Source organism: Burkholderia anthina, assembly GCF_902498995.1.
Classification (GTDB): domain Bacteria; phylum Pseudomonadota; class Gammaproteobacteria; order Burkholderiales; family Burkholderiaceae; genus Burkholderia; species Burkholderia anthina.
In genome coordinates, this window is sequence record NZ_CABVLY010000008.1 from 26,391 (window position 1) to 43,933 (window position 17,543).

Genomic DNA, 17,543 nt, shown 5'->3' on the forward strand with positions numbered 1-17,543 from the left:
CGTCGCGGCTTCGATGGAGACCGCGGCGACGCGGCCTCCGTACCGCTCAATGATGCGTGCGCAGCGGCGCGCTTTCGACGAACCACGCGAGCACGAACGCGATCGCGATCACGGCCGCCGCCGCGAGATACACCACGTGCAGCGATCCGGCGAACGCATGCAGGTACGCGTCGCGCACGGCATCCGGCAACTGATGCACGGCGGCCGGGCCGAGCGCGGGCGGCAGCGCCGTGCCGGCCGGCAGCGCCTGCATCACCCGCGATTCGAGCCCGTGCGAGAACAGCGCGCCGAATGCGGCGACGCCGATCGAGCCGCCGATCGAGCGGAACAGCGTGACGCCCGACGTCGCGACGCCCATGTGGCGGAATTCGACCGTGTTCTGCACGGCGAGCGTCAGCACCGGCATCACCATGCCGAGCCCGATGCCGAGCAGCGCCATGTACGCGTACATCGTGTGCAGCGGCGTGTCGAGCGACAGCGTCGACAGCAGCGCCATCGCGATGCCGCCGATCAGCGTCCCCGCGATCGGAAACGGGCGATACGTGCCGAGCCGCGAGATCAGCCGGCCGCTGATCACCGACATCGCGAGCATCCCGCCCATCATCGGCAGCAACTGCATCCCGGCCTGCGACGGCGTCGAGCCCTTCACGACCTGCAGATACAGCGGAATGAACGTGACCGAGCCGAACAGCGCGATGCCGACCACGAAACCGATCAGGCCCATCAGCACGAACGTGCGCTGACGGAACAGCTCGAGCGGCATGATCGGCTCGGCCGCGAGGCGTTCCTCGTAGATGAAGCCGCCGACCGCGACCAGGCCGAGCACCAGCGTCATCCACAGTTGCGGCGACGACCACGGCAGCAGCGAACCGCCTTCGCTCGTGAACAGGATCACGCAGGTGAGCGCGGTGGCGAGGAACGCGGCGCCCATGTAGTCGATCCGGTGCTTCACGTGCGCCGTGTGCGGCCGGAATGCGAGGCCGATCACCGCGAGCGCGAGAAAGCCGAGCGGCAGATTGATCGTGAAGATCCAGCGCCACGACAGGTGTTCGACCAGGAAGCCGCCGAGCAGCGGCCCGATGATCGTCGCGAGGCCGTACACGCCGCCGAACATCCCCTGATAGCGCGCGCGGCGATCGGGCGGCACCAGGTCGCCGATCGCGGCCATCGTGACCACCATCAGCCCGCCGCCGCCGAGCCCCTGCAGCGCGCGCAGCACGATCAACTGCGTCATGTCCTGCGCGACGCCGCACAGCGCGGAGCCGGCGAGAAACAGGACGATGGCGGCCTGCAGGACGATCTTGCGGCCGTACAGGTCGCCGAGCTTGCCGTACAGCGGCAGCACGATCGTCGACGAAAGCAGGTAGGCGGTGACGACCCACGACAACTGGTCGAGGCCGCCGAGCTCGCCGACGATCGTCGGCAGCGCGGTCGACACGATCGTCTGGTCGAGCGCGGACAGCAGCATCACGAGCAGCAGCGCGGCGATGATCAGCCCGGTCGGCGCGTCGCGACGGGCCGCCTCGGCGGCCGGCGGAGCAACAAGGGTATGGGTTCTCATTGAGATATCTGCCATGGCAGGGAATTGATCGAAATATAGAGGCAATTCATTGACTGGTCAATTTCTGCCGGAGCTCGATTTGTTGCATCGGTAACAGAAGGTTGCCGCGAGGAAATTTGATCGGGATCACGACGAGAGGGGGCCGGACTCAAGTTTTTTGCAGGCAAACCGTAATCCAGAGTGCCGCGGACCGATTGCCGCCATATTTTTTTATCGCTCACGTGCCGTCATGAACCTGAACGCCCTGTTTTCCCGTTTCTCCATCCGTACGCGGATTTTCTCCACGCTCGGTCTCGTCGCCGTGCTGCTCGTCGTGTCGGGGCTGATCGGCCTCGTCGGCATGCAGAGTTCGAACCGCGCGCTCGACAAGGCCTATACGCAGCAACTGGCCGCGAAGACCGCGCTGTCGGCCGCGAGCCTGAACCTGACGATCGTGCGTACGACGCTCGATCGCGTGCTGTTGCATCCGGACGCGCCGGAAGTGCCGGATCTCGTCAAGAAGGCCGAGAGCTATCTCGCGAAGGCCGACGCCGCGTGGCGCACATATGCGGCGCTGCCGCACGAGGGTGACGAGGGCGCGCTTGCCGGCCGGCTCGATACCGCGCGCCAGGCGCTGATCGGGCAGGGGTTGAAGCCGCTGATCGACGCGATCCGCGACGGGCGCCGTGACGAGGCAGACCGTTTGCTGATGACGGTCGCGCCGCCGCTGTCGGTCGCGCTCACGCAGGCAACCGATGCGCTCGATACGTACCAGGCCGAGCGCGGCAAGGCGGTCTACGACACCGCGCAGATGTATTACGGCTGGATGCGCGCGGGTGCGATCGCCGGCATCGCGTTCGGCCTGGCCGCGTGCCTGGGTTGCGCGGTCGGCCTGCATTTCGCGATCACGCAGCCGGTGAACCGGCTGCTGTCGCATTTCCGCCGCCTGTCGGAAGGCGATCTGACGTCGGAAGTGCGCTGGTCGTCGCGCGACGAAATGGCCGAGCTGGTCAGGGGCGTGACCGGCATGCAGCGCAGTCTCGCCGATACCGTGCGTCAGGTGACGCAGGGCTCCGAGGCCATTTCGACCGCGACGCACCAGATCGCGGCGGGCAACACCGATCTGTCGCAGCGCACCGAGGAACAGGCCGCGGCATTGCAGGAAACGGCCGCGAGCATGGAGCAACTGACGGCGACCGTGAAGCAGAACGCCGATCATGCGGTCGAAGCGCAGGCCTGCGCGGACGACGCGAGCGAGATCGCGACGCGCGGCGCGACGGTCGTCGGCGAAGTGATCGGCACGATGAACGAGATCGACCAGAGTTCGCAGAAGGTTGCCGACATCATCGGCACGATCGAGGGCATCGCATTCCAGACCAACATCCTCGCGCTGAACGCGGCGGTTGAAGCCGCGCGCGCCGGCGAGCAGGGCCGCGGTTTCGCGGTGGTCGCGGGCGAGGTGCGCACGCTCGCGCAGCGTTCGGCATCCGCCGCGAAGGAAATCCGCACGCTGATCGGCGAATCGGTGGAGCGCGTTGCGACGGGCTCGCGGCTCGTCGGCGTGGCCGGTGACACGATGCAGGACATCCAGCAGGCGATCGGCCGCGTGACGGGCATCATGACCGAGATCGCCGCCGCGTCGAACGAGCAGCGCGACGGGATCGAACAGGTGAACCGCGCGGTGTCGCAGATGGATCAGGTGTCGCAGCAGAACGCGGCGCTGGTCGAGCAGGCGGCAGCGGCGGCGGCGTCGCTCGAGGAGCAGGCGGACGGGCTGCGTCGGGCGGTGGGGGCGTTTCAGGTGGCTTGAGTGATGGTGGGGCGACGGGGCAGCGTGGTTGTCCAGGTGTGCGTCGCCGGACTCACTTCACGGTGAAATTCAGTCCATGTTGTCCTGGATGATCCGGGTGAGAAGACTGGCGTCGTCCGTCGGGCTCTCCGAGCCCGTGAATGTACATACCTCGACGTGCCCGTCCCGGAATACGTCCACTTCGACACGCATTCCGACAACCGTGATCGAGACCAGCACGCTGTCGGATCGATTGCGGCTCAGGCTGTAGTGGATTTTCGCGGTATCAAGTCGATCGAGCAGGTCAAACAGGGGGGGGGGTGTCGTCAAGGTGGCATCCTAGTGGCGGATCGTAAGTGAGCAAACCCGCTGATATGTGGAGCGGACGGCAATAAGCGGAAAGTGGGCGCGTTTCGCGTCACGTGAAGGGCGGTGGGGCCAGTGCAACGCGTGCCGGCGGCCCACCGATGGTGGTGTCAGCTTGCCGCGAGCTGCACGGCCGCCCGCGACGACGCGACGAGCAGCAGTTTCATCGTCGCGCGCGTCGCACCGACGAACAGCTTGCGAGCCGCACGCGCATCGAGTGTCTCGAAGTCGATCTCGGTGAGGATCACGCACGGCGCGGACTGTCCCTTGAAGCGGTAGATCGAATCGAGCAGCACGTCGCCTTCGCGATATTCGGGGTTGCCGAACAGGTCGTACTTGCCCGTGAAATGCTTGATCCGGTGCGGGCCGAGCTGGTCGAGCGACGCGAGCACCGAGCTTTCACGGCCGCGATACGACAGCACCGCGATGTCCTGCTTGCGAAAACCGAGCGACAGCGCATGCGTGATCGCGCGCTTGGTCGCGTCGATGCAGGCTTCGGCGAGTGCGTCGCCCGATGCGCCATCTTCCCCGTATGACGACACCGACGGATCGGAACCGTCGAACGGGCTGCCCGAGCGCAGTTCGGCCGCAAGCGGCTCGACGCGACCGACGACGTCGCGCACGAATTCGAGCAGATCGCGCGGGCTGCGATAGTTCGTCAGCGCCTTCAGCGTGACCCAGCCGGGCAGCGCGACGGGCTCGCGCAGGTAGAGGTTCTGCAGCGGATCTTCGAGCCACCACCATGCGCCGTCCGGCGCGAGCAGGCGCTCCAGTGCGGCAGCCCACGGCGCATGGAAATCCTGCCCCTCGTCGACGATCAGGACGTCGAAGCGCCAGTGTTCCGGAACCGGTGCTTCCGCGAAGCGCGCCTCGAGCCGCTCGAACGCGCCGGGCACGGTGAAGTCGGGCGTATAGCCGCCGTCGCGCGCGACCCAGTCGCACAGTTGATGGTAGTTCGCGATCTTCGCGCCGGCCGGCGCGATGCGTGCGATGTAGTCGGCGAGCGGCCGGTTGAAACATACGTAGAGCACCCGCTTGCCGGCCGCGACCGCGTCGCGCATCGCCTGCACCGCAAGCTGCGTCTTGCCCGAACCCGCGGTGCCCGTCACACGCAGCCGGAACGGCGTGAATTCGAGCTGGCGCGCCCACGCGGCAAGCCCGCCGGACAGCCGCGTGACGAGCGTGCCGGCCTGCCCGACGAGCGCGCTCGTGTCGGGCGTGAGCGCCAGCTCGTCCGCGAGGAAATGATGCAGCTTCGAGGCGTTCGGCAACGGCTCGTCGTGTTCCGGCAGGATCTGCAGGATCACCTGCGCGAGTTGCGCCTTGCGCGACGCGTCGACGATGCGGTCGGCCGCGACGCCGGCGATCGCCGTTTCGCGGATCGAATAGTCGGGGCAGTACAGCAGCGCCTCGACGCCGTAGACGCCCGCGCCGAGCGCGGCGGTCAGGCGCCGGTGCAGCGTCTCCTGGGTACGCGCGAGCTGGATCGGGACATTGCGTTCCTTTTGCAGATAGACCTTCACGAGCCCCTTCGGCGTTTCGCGCAGGAAACCGGCCTTCTGCTCGATCAGCAGCACGCGGCCGGCCGGGCTCACGACGACGAACGCCGCTTCGCCGAACACCGAGAACCCCTGATCGGCACGCGTCCAGTGCACGCCGTGATAGACGGTGTAGCTGTCCGGCAGCGTGTGTTCGAGGGCCGCGAGCGTCTCGCGCTCGCGTTCGGCCGCGCCGGTGGCGGCGAGGCTTTTCCAGTCGTCGGGAATGAGGCGGGCCATGAGCTCGGGCGGCGGATGCCGATAAGGGCGTGAACAGGTTCGGCTATTGTACTGAGGATCCTGTTCACGACCGCCGTGCAGCACGGACGTTGGCCATTCGGAAGAGGGACGGTCGCGGCCGAAGGCCGCGAATTGCCCGCGCTACCCGCGCGCGAGCCGTTTCGCGAGATCGGCGCTGAGGATCGCCATGCGTGCGGGTTTTTCGTAGCAGACGACGTCGAACGCGCGAATCACTTCGCTGATGTCGGCTTCGCTTGCGCGGCCTGTCAGCAGGTCGCCCGTCAGTACGAAGATCGGCGCGCCCGGATTGTCGGACGTGCGCACGGCCTTGATCGCGGTCGCGGCGGTGCTGTCGTCGAACAGCCATTCGGTGACGACGGCGTCGAACGCCTGGCCCTGCAGTGCGTCGACGAACGGCGCGAGGCCGTCGAACGCGGCGGTCGCGAAACCCTGCCGTTCGAGATAACGGCACAGCTCGGTCGCGCTGACGCGATCGGGATCGATCACCGCGACGACGAGCTTGTCGCTCTCGGCGCGGCGCGGATAGATCTCGATCTTGTGCACGTCGTACGCGTTCTGGTACAGCACGCCGGTATGGCGCAGCACGCGCCAGCGGCCGTTCTGTTCGTACGCGACGAATTCGGGGCGTGCACCGGCTTCGAGCGGCGCGCCGATCCATGCGGTGCACGGAATTTCGGCGACGCCGGCATACAGGACGGCCTCCTGCGAATAGGCGCCGACCATGCCGGGGTCGAGCGCCTGCGCGCCGAACAGCTGGGCGGCGGGCTCGCCGTAAGCTTCGGCGACTTTCTTGATTTGCGCGAGGGTCCAGGGGCTGCTGCCACGCAGCTTGCGATGGCCCTGCGAAAAACTCAGGTCGAGGATACGGCACAGCTCGGTTGTCTGCTGGCGCTTGCCGATGCCGTTACGGCTCATCAGCTCGCGCACGCGCTCGGCAACCGCGAGGGAATCCGTGGTGATTGCTTCAGTGGTCATGCTACGGGAACGGATCGTGACGTTCAGAATGACGCCTTGCGGCAGTCTCGGCGGACAGTCTTGACGACGTCCAGTGGCGAGCCGACCGGCCACGCGCGGAAAAGATAACTTTACCGCAAAACGGCCGTTATTCCATGCAGCGAAAAGTGCGTTTGTGTGAAAGGTGTGTCTTGACGTTACGTCTGATCGTGGTTGTTGCGCGAGTGCGAAAGATGCGTTGAAAACCCTCAGGCGCGGATCGCGGCATACCGCGAGCGTATTCCACGCGGCTCGGCATGGAATGCACCGCGGCGGGGACGCAATGCACCAGATGTGGGCGTGCCATCGCGGCACGACGCCGGCATCGCGGCTCCCCCGCAGTCGACAATTCTGTACAGGATATCCGACGGGAGTGGATGGTTTCCTCTAGTGAAACCGAGGTAGATACATTTATTGGCGAGCCCGAACGCACGGCGCTCACATGCTACGATTCCCCGTCTCAAAAAAATGCTTTGAACCGATGCAGAAGAAATTTGTGATGCGCGGCTACGAGATGAACTGCGAACCGCGCGTGACGGCGGACGGCAAGTACGCCGCCCAGGTCGAGGTTACGAAGTTGGGTTTCAGCCGCGAAGCAGCGTTCCGCAACCTGGGCGAATTCGATACCGAAGTCGAAGCCGTCACCTATGCGCAAAAATTCTCCGAAGAGTGGCTGAGCCGCTACGCGTAGTGCGCGGCATACCCGCGCGAGGCGGGTGCCGGATTGACCGGCAAGACGGCCTACGTTGATCCGCTGGCGTCCCCATTCATCCGAAGCGCGCGCCGCGCCAACGCATGGCGCGGCGCGCGCTTGCGTGCGTTCGCGCCTGTGCGGCGCAGCGTGAAGGATCGCGCGTCCAGCCGGCAATGGCGGCCGGCCGATCCGAATTCATGTGCAACCGTTGTCAATGACGAGGGAATTCCGTGGCGTGATGCCTCACGTTGTGAGGGACCGATCGTTTCAATTTCAAGATAACGCGATTGGCGACTTCGAATGCCCACCTTGTGCATGCGGACCGTCGTTCGCGATGAAACTGTCCGGATCGTGTTGTCGTTCGAGAGTCGACCGGCCAGGATTCACGTCGCCGACGATGAAGCGGGCAACTATCCGCCCCGCACGATGAGCATCGAGCAGGCCATTCATGCCGGGAATTGAACCAGGTTCTCCGCGTCGTTCGGGCGGCTACGGGCGGTGTTTGCGATGACGAAGGCCGGAGGACGACGAGCGCGCGCGGGCCGGTCCGGCCCGGCGGGCGTGCCGGTTCATCGCGCCTTCAACATTTCGTCGGCGAATCGATAGGCGCTGACCGCGCGTTTGGATTCGTAGTCGGCGATCGTCGACACGTTGCGGCCGGCGTCGCGTGACAGCAACCCTTGCAGCGCGGCCGCGGCGAAGAAGTCGCGCAGGTCGGGCGTTGCGGAATTCGGTTCCGGCGGCGGTGTCGCGACCAGCGGATCCGACTTCCAGAAAACGGGTGATGGCGTGGATGCTTTCGATACGGTGACGGTCTTTTTGATGCTCACATCCTGGGACAACGGCATCATTTCCACCCCTTCGATCAAGTATCAGTTGGCGAAGCAAAGTAAGGTCATCGTTACATGGCGAACAACGAATTTTTTGAGAAGTACTAACCGATCGATCGACGCGAATATTCGCCGGTAATACGCCATCCGTCAAAGAAAATAAATGGGTTCCAATTCTTCGTGCGACGAGCATGATCCGTTCCCGAGCGTGACGAAGGAAATCGCATGCATCGCTCGAATCGACAGCGATGGTATGTCGGTGAGAGTGACGTTCCGATGACGCTCGGATGCGTCGGATAACGAACCGACGTGTGTGCCGGTTCGGGTGTCGATGCGAGCCGTCGAAGCAGGGCGCGATTCCGGAATCGTCTCGTAAGCATCACGACGGCCGCGAAAGCGTGTGAGGGGAAACGCGCGACATTGCGGCGGGCATCGGACGATTCCGTTCGAGACCGGCACGTGTGTCGCGAATGCGCGCAAGTCACGGGTCGGCTTACGCCGGCATGTCCGTGAACGGCTCGCCGTCTTCGCGCTCGACGGACCGGTGCCGCTTGTGCCGGTCGAGCGCGCACGGTTGCGCACCTTCCGCTGCCGCTTCGGCTATCGCGGCGTCGGCCAGTTTCCTCGCGTGCTGAATAGACGGTTTGTCGCGCGGTAAGATAGCCCCGTCAAGGCGAAAAACGAGGACGACCGGCCAGCAAAAATGACGCCGTCGCATGCCCGTGCCGGGGCCGCGACAGGCACGCTCGATCGCTCGCCGGCCCGTTCGGACGTTTTCCGCGAAAATCCGGTGCAGGACAGTATCGCCCGGCGCCCGTCATCGCGTATGTCGATGCCTGTGCCGGGCGTATCGACGCCAACAGAAAACAATGACGACAACTTATCCGCTGCATGATGCATTGAGCCGTGCCGATACGGCGTTTCCGGCCGAGGCCGACATCGTGATCGCCGGGGCCGGCATCATGGGCTGCGCGGCCGCGTACTATCTCGGGCTGCGTGGCCTGAAGGCCGTCGTGCTCGACAAGTCGCGCATTGCCGGCCAGCAATCGACCCGCGCATGGGGTTTCGTGCGCCAGCAGGGCCGCGAGTCCGCCGAAGTGCCGCTGATGATGGCCGGCATGCGGATCTGGGAAGGGCTCGAGCAGGCGCTCGGCTTCGACCTCGAATGGCGGCAGGGCGGCTGTCTGTATATGGCCGACAACGACGACGACTGGTCATCGTTCCAGGCATGGCTCGCCGTCGCGCGCGAGCACGGGCTCGACACGCGCACGCTCACGCGTGCGGAAATCGACGCGCGCGTGAGCGGCCTGTCGACGCAGGCGCGCACGCTCGGCGGGTTGTACACCGCGACTGACGGGCAGGCCGAGCCGCGCCGTGTGGCCGCCGCGTTCGCGGCGCGCGCGGCCGAAGCCGGCGCGCGTTTCTTCGAAGGCTGCGGCGTGACCGCGATCGAGACGGCCGGCGGCGCGGTCGCCGGCGTCGTGACCGAGCGCGGCACGATCCGCACGCGGCGCGTGATCTGCGCGGCCGGCGCGACCAGCTTCCGGCTGCTCGACGGCGTCGGCATCCGGCTGCCGCAGCAGGCCGTGCGCGGCACCTGCATGCGCACCAACGTGCTGCCCGAGGTATCCGCGTCGACGATCTGGGGGCATGGGCTCGGCATCCGGCAACGCAAGAACGGCGCGATCAATCTCGCCGACGACATGCAGGTCGACGTCGACCTGACGCTCGGCCACCTGCGCGGATTGAGCCTGTTCTGGCCGGAGTTCTGGTCGCAGCGCGAGAAATTCCGGCTGCATCTGAATACGGCGGCATGGCGCGATGCCTGCGCGCGCATCGGCGGCCGGGTCGACCCGATCGAGCCGCGCGATCCGCAGCCGCAGCCGAATCGCGCGCATGCGCCGCGCGCGCTCGCGAAGCTCAAGGCGATCTTCCCCGCGCTGAAGGACGCGCAGATCGTCGAGGCGTGGGCCGGCCTGATCGACGTGCTGCCCGACGGCATTCCGGTGATCGATGCGCCCGGCACGCCGTCCGGGCTCGCGATCGCGACCGGGTTTTGCGGACACGGCTTCGCGATGGGGCCGATCGTCGGCCGGCTGCTGGCCGAATGGGTCGATACCGGCGCACCGTCGCTCGACCTGTCGGCGTTCCGTGCGCAGCGTTTCGTCGACGGCACGATGGTGCGGCCGCGCAGCATGCTGTAACGCCAGCACCCGCAGGTTCCCGTCGTAGAATCGAGCCCGCATCGTTCAGGAGAATCCTCGTTGGCAACGCCTTCCCAGCGCCGTTCGTTGCGCTTGCGTCTGCGTCGCGCCCGTGATCCGTGGCAGGCGCCGCGCACGCGCACGCTGTTCACCCGTCCCGCGACGTCGCCGCGCCGTACGCTGCTGTTCCGTCTCGGCGCGGTCGTGCTGTTGTGCATGCTCGCGTTCCTCGTGCTGTATCTCGACCGCGACGGGCTGCGCGATTCCACCAAGAGCACGCCGATGAACGTCGCCGATCTCGTGTACTTCACGATGGTCACGGTCGCGACGGTCGGTTACGGCGACATCGTGCCGGTCACGGCGCGCGCGCGTCTGCTCGACGCGTTCTTCATCGTGCCGATCCGCATCGGCATCTGGTTCATCTTCCTGGGCACGGCATATCAGTTCGTGATCCAGCGCGTCATCGAGGAATTCCGCATGAAACGCCTGCAGAAACAACTGTCCGATCACATCGTCGTGTGCGGTTACGGCCTGTCGGGATCGATCGCCGTGCGCGAACTGCTCGAAAGCGGCGTCGATCCGTCGACGATCATCGTGATCGATGCGCAACAGCAGGCGCTCGAGGCCGCGACGTCGCTCGGCGTGACCGGGCTGCTCGGAGACCCCGCGCACGAGGATCTGCTGCAGCAGGCGCAGGTGCGCGCGGCGAAGGCCGTGATCATCTCGGTGACCGACGATCCGACCGCGATCCTGCTGACGCTGTCGGTGCGCAGCATCGCGCCCGAGACGAAGATCGTCGTGCGCATCCAGGAGAACCTGTATCAGCGGCAACTGCGGCAGGCCGGCGCCGACGTGATCGTGTCGTCGACGAAGATCGGCGCGTTGCTGCTCGCGGACGCGGTGCATAGCCGCTACATCGTGCCGTTCGTGAACGACATGCTGTCGACGCGCGGGCGGGCGACGCTGCTGGAGCGCGAGGCGCTGCCGCACGAGATCGGCTGCATGACGAACGTCGTGCCCGGCGCGATCGTCGTCGGGCTCGATCGCTGCGGGAAGATTCTTTCGTTTTACGAGGATCCGCCGTGCCGGATCGAGGCGGGGGATACGCTGGTCGTGATTCAGTCGGCGAGGATTCCCGATCCGGATATCGATGGTGTTGGGCGCGGCACCGGGCCGCGACCCTGAGCGCATGGGGGCGACGTTCGGCGCCGCATCGATCGCGTTTCCCATCATGCTCGGCGTGCGGTTCTGTCGCTGGATGCGGACTGCGGAATCATGTCGTGACGCGTCGATCGGGTGTTCAGTCCCAAAGGCCCGCCGGCATGTGCAAGAATGATTCTTGCCGCTACGCTTGACTCGACCAGTGGGTCGGCGACACGTCCGCAAACCCGGATTCGGAAAACGCGTTGCCAGTGCGATGGGCGATGTCGCGACGGGCTCGCGATGGCGCGTAGATTGTGGGCGTTCGGCACACGCATCGCGGCCGCAGATTGGCGCGGGTTGCGAGATATTTGGACCGAGCAGGCTGACCTTACAGGAGAGACGATATGGATCCTCGACAGATCATCGGTAGTTGGCGGGATGTGTCCTTCGAGGTCGCGGCATGGGATGGCGTCGGTGCACAAGTCGATCTCTCCTGCGGCTGCATGTTCGCCCACGAGGCGACGGCCGACGGCCCGACGGGCGGACTCCACCATCTCGACGTCGCCCTCCTGGGTGCACTCACCGACCTGCGGCGCGAAGGTCATTTTCTTGCCGCGCCGATGGAAACGCTGTTGATCGACCTCCCGCCCGCCGGCATTGCCGCGCGCATCATACTGCTGGTCGGACTCGGTGATCCGGCAAGCTGGACGATCGAAAGAACCGCGGATGCCGCCGCCACGGCCGCGCGGACGGCGATGCATCACGGCGTCGAAAGCGCAGCCTTTGCGCCGAGCGTACTCGACGGCGGGCTGACGACCGCGGCCACCGCAGGCATGCCGCAAGCCATGGTGAGCGCCGTGGTGGCCGCGATCGACACCCGGTATCGGCTCGCGGAGCGCGGTCTTGCTGCGCCGCCGTCACTGCGCCGCTGGGTTTTCGACGTGGGCGCGGCGCGCTTCGACGGCGCCGTGGAGCATTTCGGCAACGCGCTGGCCGCTGCACGGACTTGACCGACTCGATCCGGTCGGGCGCGAACGATCCGGTATCGCATCTCGATGGCGCGCCATGACCAGGCAGCCTCCGCTTGATATGCCACCCTCTGTTTTTTAGCTTGGTCACCGAGGAGACACATGCAATCCAGGTCGGCGGCTCCCTATACCATCGTCGTGATCGGCATCGTGGTGGCTTGTGCATTGATGGGTCTGTGCGTGCTGCAACTGTTCCAGAGCCGCAACGACGCGCTCGAGCGGGCGAGCGAAACCTCCCGCAATCTCGGCCTGGTTGCCGAGCGAGACATCCAGCGCAACTTCGAACTCTACGACCTGTCGTTGCAGGCGGTCATCCAGGGGCTTCGCCGCCCCGACGTGATGAATGCGCCGCCGGGCTTGCGGCGCGCCGTGCTGTTCGACAACGCGATGACCGCACGATTTCTCGGCTCGGTGCTGGTACTCGATGCCGGCGGCAACATCGTCCTCGATTCGGCCAACGACGTGCCGCGTCACGGCAATTTTGCCGATCGCAAGTACTTCACCGTCCATCGCGACGATCCGAATGTCGGGCTCTACGTCAGCGATCCGTTTCCGTCGCGCCTGCGCGGGGGCACGCCCAGCATCGGGCTCACCCGGCGGATCTCGACCCCGGACGGCTCGTTTGCCGGCGTCGTGCTCATCGCGGTCAACCTCGAATATTTTCATCAACTGTTTGCCGGCCTGTCGCTCGGGCAGCACGGTGCGATCTCGCTGATCGGCAACGACGGCGTGATGGTGATGCGCCACCCGTACGACGCCCGCACCATCGGTCGCGACATCAGCCATGCCGCGGCCTTCCAGCGGTTCCGGGCCGCGCAGGAAGGCGTGTTCTCGGAAACGTCGTCGCTCGACGGCATGCGTCGTCTCTACTACTTCAGGCACCTGCCGAAGCTGCCGCTGATGATCATGGTCGCGGAAGCGGAGCCGGATATCTATGCGGCGTGGCGGCATCGGGCCGTGACGATCGGCGCGCTGGTGGCGGTGTTCGGCGCCGCGTTCATCGCGGTGTCCGTCATGCTCGGCACGCAACTGCGGCGTCGCATGCGCGCCGAGTCGGAACTCGTGCTGCTGGCGCGCACCGACGGCCTCACCGGCCTGAACAATCGCCGCAGTTTCGCGGAAGTGCTCGATCGCGAATGGCGTCGCGCACGGCGATCGCGATCGGTTTTCTCGTTGCTGTTCGTCGATGTCGACCGCTTCAAGGCCTATAACGACACCTACGGCCACCAGGCGGGCGACGACGCGCTGGCAGCGGTCGCGCGCTGTATCGGCGACAACATCCGCCGGCCGGCCGATACCGCGGCCCGTTACGGCGGCGAGGAATTCGTCGTGCTGCTCCCCGATACCTGCGAGACGGGCGCCACCCGGATTGCCGAACGCATTCGCGCGGCGATCGACGGGCTGCCGCTCGAGCACGCCGGCAGCGAATACGGGCACGTCACCGCCAGTATCGGCCTCGCGAGCTGGACGCCCGAGCACGATGCGCAAGCCGAAGCCGTGATCAAGGCCGCCGACGAGGCGCTGTACTACGCGAAGGCGAACGGTCGAAACAGGGTGGCCGCCTTTCGCGCGGCGGCGTGACGCAGGTTGCTGCGCACATGTGCGTGACCGGTCGACGCGCGCGGGCGGCAACGTTATGACGTACACCGAATAATTTATCGATTTATATCGGTTGGGATAACCGGATCGCAAGAACAGAATCTTCGCTTCCGGAACCCGGCGGCACGTGCGTGCCGGGTTCCGGTCTCCATGTGGACATCGCCGGGTATCCGGCGAAACAAGGGAATGCGATGAGTTCGATCGATCTGAATGCCGCTATCACGCCGGTTTCCGCGCCCATCCGCTCCGCGAGCGACGTGGCGCGCCTGATCAATACGACGGACAGCTCCGTCAGCCATGCGCGGATGATCGTGCTGCTCGCGCTCGGCGGCGTGTTTCTCGATGCATACGACCTGACGACGTTGTCCTACGGCATCGACGACGTCGCGCGCGAGTTCGGCCTGACGCCCGCGCTGACCGGGCTGGTCGGGTCGGCGATCATGATCGGCACGATCTTCGGCAGCCTGATCGGCGGCTGGCTTACCGACAAGATCGGCCGCTATCAGGTGTTCATGGCCGACATGCTGTTCTTCGTGATCGCGGCGATCGCGGCCGGGCTCGCGCCGAACGTGTGGGTGCTGATCGGCGCGCGCTTCGTGATGGGGCTCGGCGTCGGCATCGACCTGCCGGTTGCGATGGCGTTTCTCGCGGAATTCTCGAAGTTCAACGGCCGCGGCAACAAGGCGTCTCGGCTCGCCGCGTGGTGCCCGATGTGGTACGTGGCGTCGTCGGTCTGTTTCCTGTTGATCTTCGGGCTGTATTTCCTGCTGCCGGCCGAGCATGCGGGCTGGCTGTGGCGCGCGTCGCTGATCTTTGGCGCGGTGCCCGCGCTCGTCATCATCCTGGTGCGCAACCGCTTCATGAACGAATCGCCGCTGTGGGCGGCGAATCAGGGCGACCTCGCCAATGCCGCGCGCATTCTTCGCGAGTCGTACGGGATTCACGCGCACGAAGCGGACGATGCGCCGCGCGCGCCGAGCCAGCTGCCCGTGCGGATTCGCGTGCTGTTCCAGCGCCCGTATCTGGGCCGCACGATCGTCGCCAGCGTGATGAACCTGTGCATTCCGTTCGAATACACGGCGATCGCGTTCTTCCTGCCGTCGATCCTGTCGCAGTTTCTCGGCGCGGGCGTGTTCGAGACGATCGCCGCGTCGCTCGCGCTGAATGTCCTGTTCGCGTTGACCGGCGGCTTGCTCGGCATGCGCCTCGCGTATCGATATCCGTCGCGCCACGTCGCGATCGCGGGCTTCGCGCTGCAGTTCGTCGCGCTCGTTGCACTCGCGCTGGCCGGACATCCGCACGGCGCGGTCGCGATCGGCGTCGTGCTGCTGATGCTCGGCACGTGGCTGTTCGCCGAAGGCTTCGGGCCGGGCGCGCAGATGATGATCTATCCGACGCTGTCTTACCCGGCGGCGATCCGCGGCACCGGGGTCGGCTTCGGGCGTTCGCTGTGCGGCATCGGGCAGGCGCTTGCGCTGTTCGTGCTGCCGATCCTGCAGGCCCGGCTCGGCACGGACATGTTCTGGGTCGTGGCGGTCAGCGCGGTCACGCCGATCGTGTTTCTGCTGATCGTGCGTCATGAACCGACGGCGCGCGATATCGACGACGAGGCGGCCGCGTGAAAGGCGGCGTGAGCGCGGCAGGCGACATGCGTGGTCGGCGCGTCGCCGGGTTCGCGAGCGGATCTGCGGCGTGCGTGGATTGACGGGTCAACGCGTGGAGAAGGGCGTCAGGCCGGACTCGATCAACCATTGGCGCGCGATCGCCGTGCATGGCGACGGGCGCTCCAGGGTCGGAAAATGGCCGCACCCGTCGATCGATTCGAAACGGGCATGCGGCATCGATGCGGCGATGCGGCGGCCCACGTCGGCGGGAACGAAGCGGTCGGCGTTGCCCCAGACGAGTAACGTCGGGATCCGCGTCGATGCGAGCGCAGACCAGCGATCCATCCGCGTCGCCGTCGCATCGGATTGCCGAGCGAACATGTCGGCGCCGGCGTCGCGCGCCATCTGCACGAATGTCGCTCTCGCCGCGATGTCGTCGGCGGGGATGGCGTTCCCGGCGAATTCGGCGATCACGCGTTCATGCTCGCCGGAGCGGATTCTGCGACTCGTGGCGCGCGCCGACGCCGGATCCGGATGGGCGCCGGGCTGACAGTTCATCAGCCAGAGGCCGCGAACGCGATCGGGCATCCTGGCGAGCACTTCGAGTGCCAGGCAGCCGCCATACGCGGTGCCTGCGAGGATGAACGGCCCTTCAATGACGGACAGCAGGTGCTCGGCGCTTTCCGCGAAGGTCGGGTACGAAAGCACGTGCACCGACGGCAACACCAGATCGCTCAGCCCGTCGACCTGCGCGGCATACATTCGTGCGTCGCATGGCATGGCCGGCAGGAAGACGATCGGCAGCGGCATCGTGGCAGGCGGGTTCATTCGAGGTGGGTGGTTTGCCGGTGAGAGGCGGTGCGGGGCCATCGGCTAGCCGCCGGATTTTCGCCGGCTGAAGCGCTGCTCGACGACCTCGGTTCCCCATTGCGAGCCTGCCGATTCGCCGGTCAGCGCAAAGCCGAACGATTCGTACAGATGACGTGCCGAATCGAGCCCCTTGAATGTCCAGAGATACGTTTCGTCGAACGGCTGCGCGTCGACGAACTGCATGGCAAGCGTCATGAGCTGCCGCCCGATGCCGGAGCCGCGCAACGCATCGTCGACGATGAACCAGCGCAAGTGCGCGACGCCCGATACCTTGTCTCCGTCGATGGCGAGAGAGGCGAGCGTGCGGCCGTTTTCCGCGCAGAGCCACAGCGCCTTGCCATCGGCTGGGAGCGCGCCCGCAAATGCCGCGAGTTCGGTCGCAACCTTCTTCTCGAAGAACGCGCCGAATCCCCAGTGCTCCGAATAGAACCGCGCGTGAAGGCTTGCTATGTCGCCGATGCAGCCGGGCTGGTAGCCGTCGAGGATCTGCGGCGCGTTCTGTTTCGCGGCGAGCGGCTTTGCGACGTTGTCCTGCGCCAGCGCGTCGCTATAAAGCGCGAGCGAACGGATCAGGTTTTGCTGGTCCGCCGGCACCATGCGGCGCAGCGCATTCGACACCTGACGGGTCGCGAACTGGTCGATCTTCTTCCGGAGCTTTTGCCCGTCGGCGCTCAAATACAACTCGGTCGCGCGCGCATCGTCGGGCGAGATGCGGCGCGTCACGAAGCCGGCCGCTTCCAGCCGGGCAAGCTGTCGGCTCGTATTCGATTTGTCGAGCCGCAGGATATTGCCGAGATCCTTTGCGCTGATGCCGGGCGCCATTCCGATTTCGAGCACGGCGTGAACGGCCGATGGCGCGAGGTCGCTGTCGGCCAATGTCGTGCGCATGAAGCCCAGTTCACGAACCAGTTTCCGGGAAAAATCGCGAAGTTCCAGGATTGTCGCGTCGCGGGTCTTGGCGGGAATATCGATGAGATCCATGATCAGCCCGGAAAAGTTGCGGTCCGCAAGCAATATTAGTTGCGATGCGCAACTTGTCAAGGCGGTTTTGTCGCCGGCCACGTTGCGTCGGGCGTTTCGATGG

General features: G+C 65.9%; 14 protein-coding genes. 7 read left to right on the forward strand and 7 right to left on the reverse strand.

Annotation, left to right across the window (positions count from 1 at the left end; translation table 11 throughout):
• Positions 1-46: 46 nt before the first annotated feature.
• Positions 47-1,561, reverse strand: a complete 1,515-nt coding sequence (locus tag BME24068_RS12465) for an MDR family MFS transporter (RefSeq protein WP_174926242.1) — start codon at positions 1,559-1,561, stop codon at positions 47-49.
• Positions 1,562-1,790: 229 nt separating this feature from the next.
• Here BME24068_RS12465 and BME24068_RS12470 point away from each other — a divergent pair, with 229 nt between their 5' ends.
• Entirely contained in the window at positions 1,791-3,350 is a 1,560-nt protein-coding gene (locus BME24068_RS12470; protein WP_174926243.1) for a methyl-accepting chemotaxis protein, read from the forward strand.
• Positions 3,351-3,419: 69 nt separating this feature from the next.
• On the opposite strand, the gene BME24068_RS12475 is transcribed toward BME24068_RS12470, so the two are convergent.
• The 3 genes from BME24068_RS12475 to BME24068_RS12485 form a co-directional block, all read right to left on the reverse strand.
• Positions 3,420-3,659: a hypothetical protein gene (locus BME24068_RS12475; protein WP_174926244.1), complete on the reverse strand. Its 240-nt coding sequence runs from the start codon at positions 3,657-3,659 to the stop codon at positions 3,420-3,422.
• 146 nt (positions 3,660-3,805) lie between these two features.
• On the reverse strand, positions 3,806-5,473 hold the full coding sequence (locus tag BME24068_RS12480) for an ATP-binding domain-containing protein (RefSeq protein WP_174926245.1): 1,668 nt from the start codon (positions 5,471-5,473) through the stop codon (positions 3,806-3,808).
• A 141-nt stretch (positions 5,474-5,614) separates the two neighbouring features.
• Positions 5,615-6,469 (reverse strand): helix-turn-helix domain-containing protein, encoded by an 855-nt coding sequence (locus tag BME24068_RS12485; RefSeq protein ID WP_096499923.1) that lies wholly within the window; start codon positions 6,467-6,469, stop codon positions 5,615-5,617.
• A gap of 499 nt (positions 6,470-6,968) precedes the next feature.
• Here BME24068_RS12485 and BME24068_RS12490 point away from each other — a divergent pair, with 499 nt between their 5' ends.
• Entirely contained in the window at positions 6,969-7,178 is a 210-nt protein-coding gene (locus BME24068_RS12490; protein ID WP_096499921.1) for a hypothetical protein, read from the forward strand.
• 572 nt (positions 7,179-7,750) lie between these two features.
• Here the strand turns inward: BME24068_RS12490 and BME24068_RS12495 are convergent.
• Complete coding sequence (locus BME24068_RS12495) at positions 7,751-8,032, reverse strand: hypothetical protein (protein WP_096499919.1); 282 nt, start codon at positions 8,030-8,032, stop codon at positions 7,751-7,753.
• An 848-nt stretch (positions 8,033-8,880) separates the two neighbouring features.
• Here BME24068_RS12495 and BME24068_RS12500 point away from each other — a divergent pair.
• The 5 genes from BME24068_RS12500 to BME24068_RS12520 all read left to right on the forward strand — a co-directional run bounded on the left by BME24068_RS12500 (position 8,881) and on the right by BME24068_RS12520 (position 15,607).
• Positions 8,881-10,215 (forward strand): NAD(P)/FAD-dependent oxidoreductase, encoded by a 1,335-nt coding sequence (locus BME24068_RS12500; RefSeq protein ID WP_174926246.1) that lies wholly within the window; start codon positions 8,881-8,883, stop codon positions 10,213-10,215.
• Positions 10,216-10,275: 60 nt separating this feature from the next.
• Entirely contained in the window at positions 10,276-11,400 is a 1,125-nt protein-coding gene (locus BME24068_RS12505; RefSeq protein WP_096499913.1) for a potassium channel family protein, read from the forward strand.
• Between the two features lie 362 nt (positions 11,401-11,762).
• Entirely contained in the window at positions 11,763-12,368 is a 606-nt protein-coding gene (locus tag BME24068_RS12510; protein ID WP_096499911.1) for a M17 family peptidase N-terminal domain-containing protein, read from the forward strand.
• Between the two features lie 120 nt (positions 12,369-12,488).
• Positions 12,489-13,967, forward strand: coding sequence for a sensor domain-containing diguanylate cyclase (locus BME24068_RS12515; protein ID WP_174926247.1), 1,479 nt, complete (start codon positions 12,489-12,491; stop codon positions 13,965-13,967).
• Positions 13,968-14,176: 209 nt separating this feature from the next.
• Complete coding sequence (locus tag BME24068_RS12520; RefSeq protein ID WP_174926248.1) at positions 14,177-15,607, forward strand: MFS transporter; 1,431 nt, start codon at positions 14,177-14,179, stop codon at positions 15,605-15,607.
• 87 nt (positions 15,608-15,694) lie between these two features.
• Here the strand turns inward: BME24068_RS12520 and BME24068_RS12525 are convergent, their stop codons facing one another.
• Together BME24068_RS12525 and BME24068_RS12530 are read right to left on the reverse strand one after the other, a co-directional pair.
• Positions 15,695-16,417 carry an alpha/beta fold hydrolase gene (locus BME24068_RS12525; RefSeq protein ID WP_240327190.1) on the reverse strand — a complete coding sequence of 241 codons (723 nt, stop codon included), beginning with the start codon at positions 16,415-16,417 and terminating at the stop codon, positions 15,695-15,697.
• Between the two features lie 45 nt (positions 16,418-16,462).
• A complete protein-coding gene (locus BME24068_RS12530) occupies positions 16,463-17,440 on the reverse strand; it encodes a helix-turn-helix domain-containing GNAT family N-acetyltransferase (protein WP_096499994.1) in 978 nt (325 codons plus the stop codon).
• Positions 17,441-17,543: the final 103 nt, after the last annotated feature.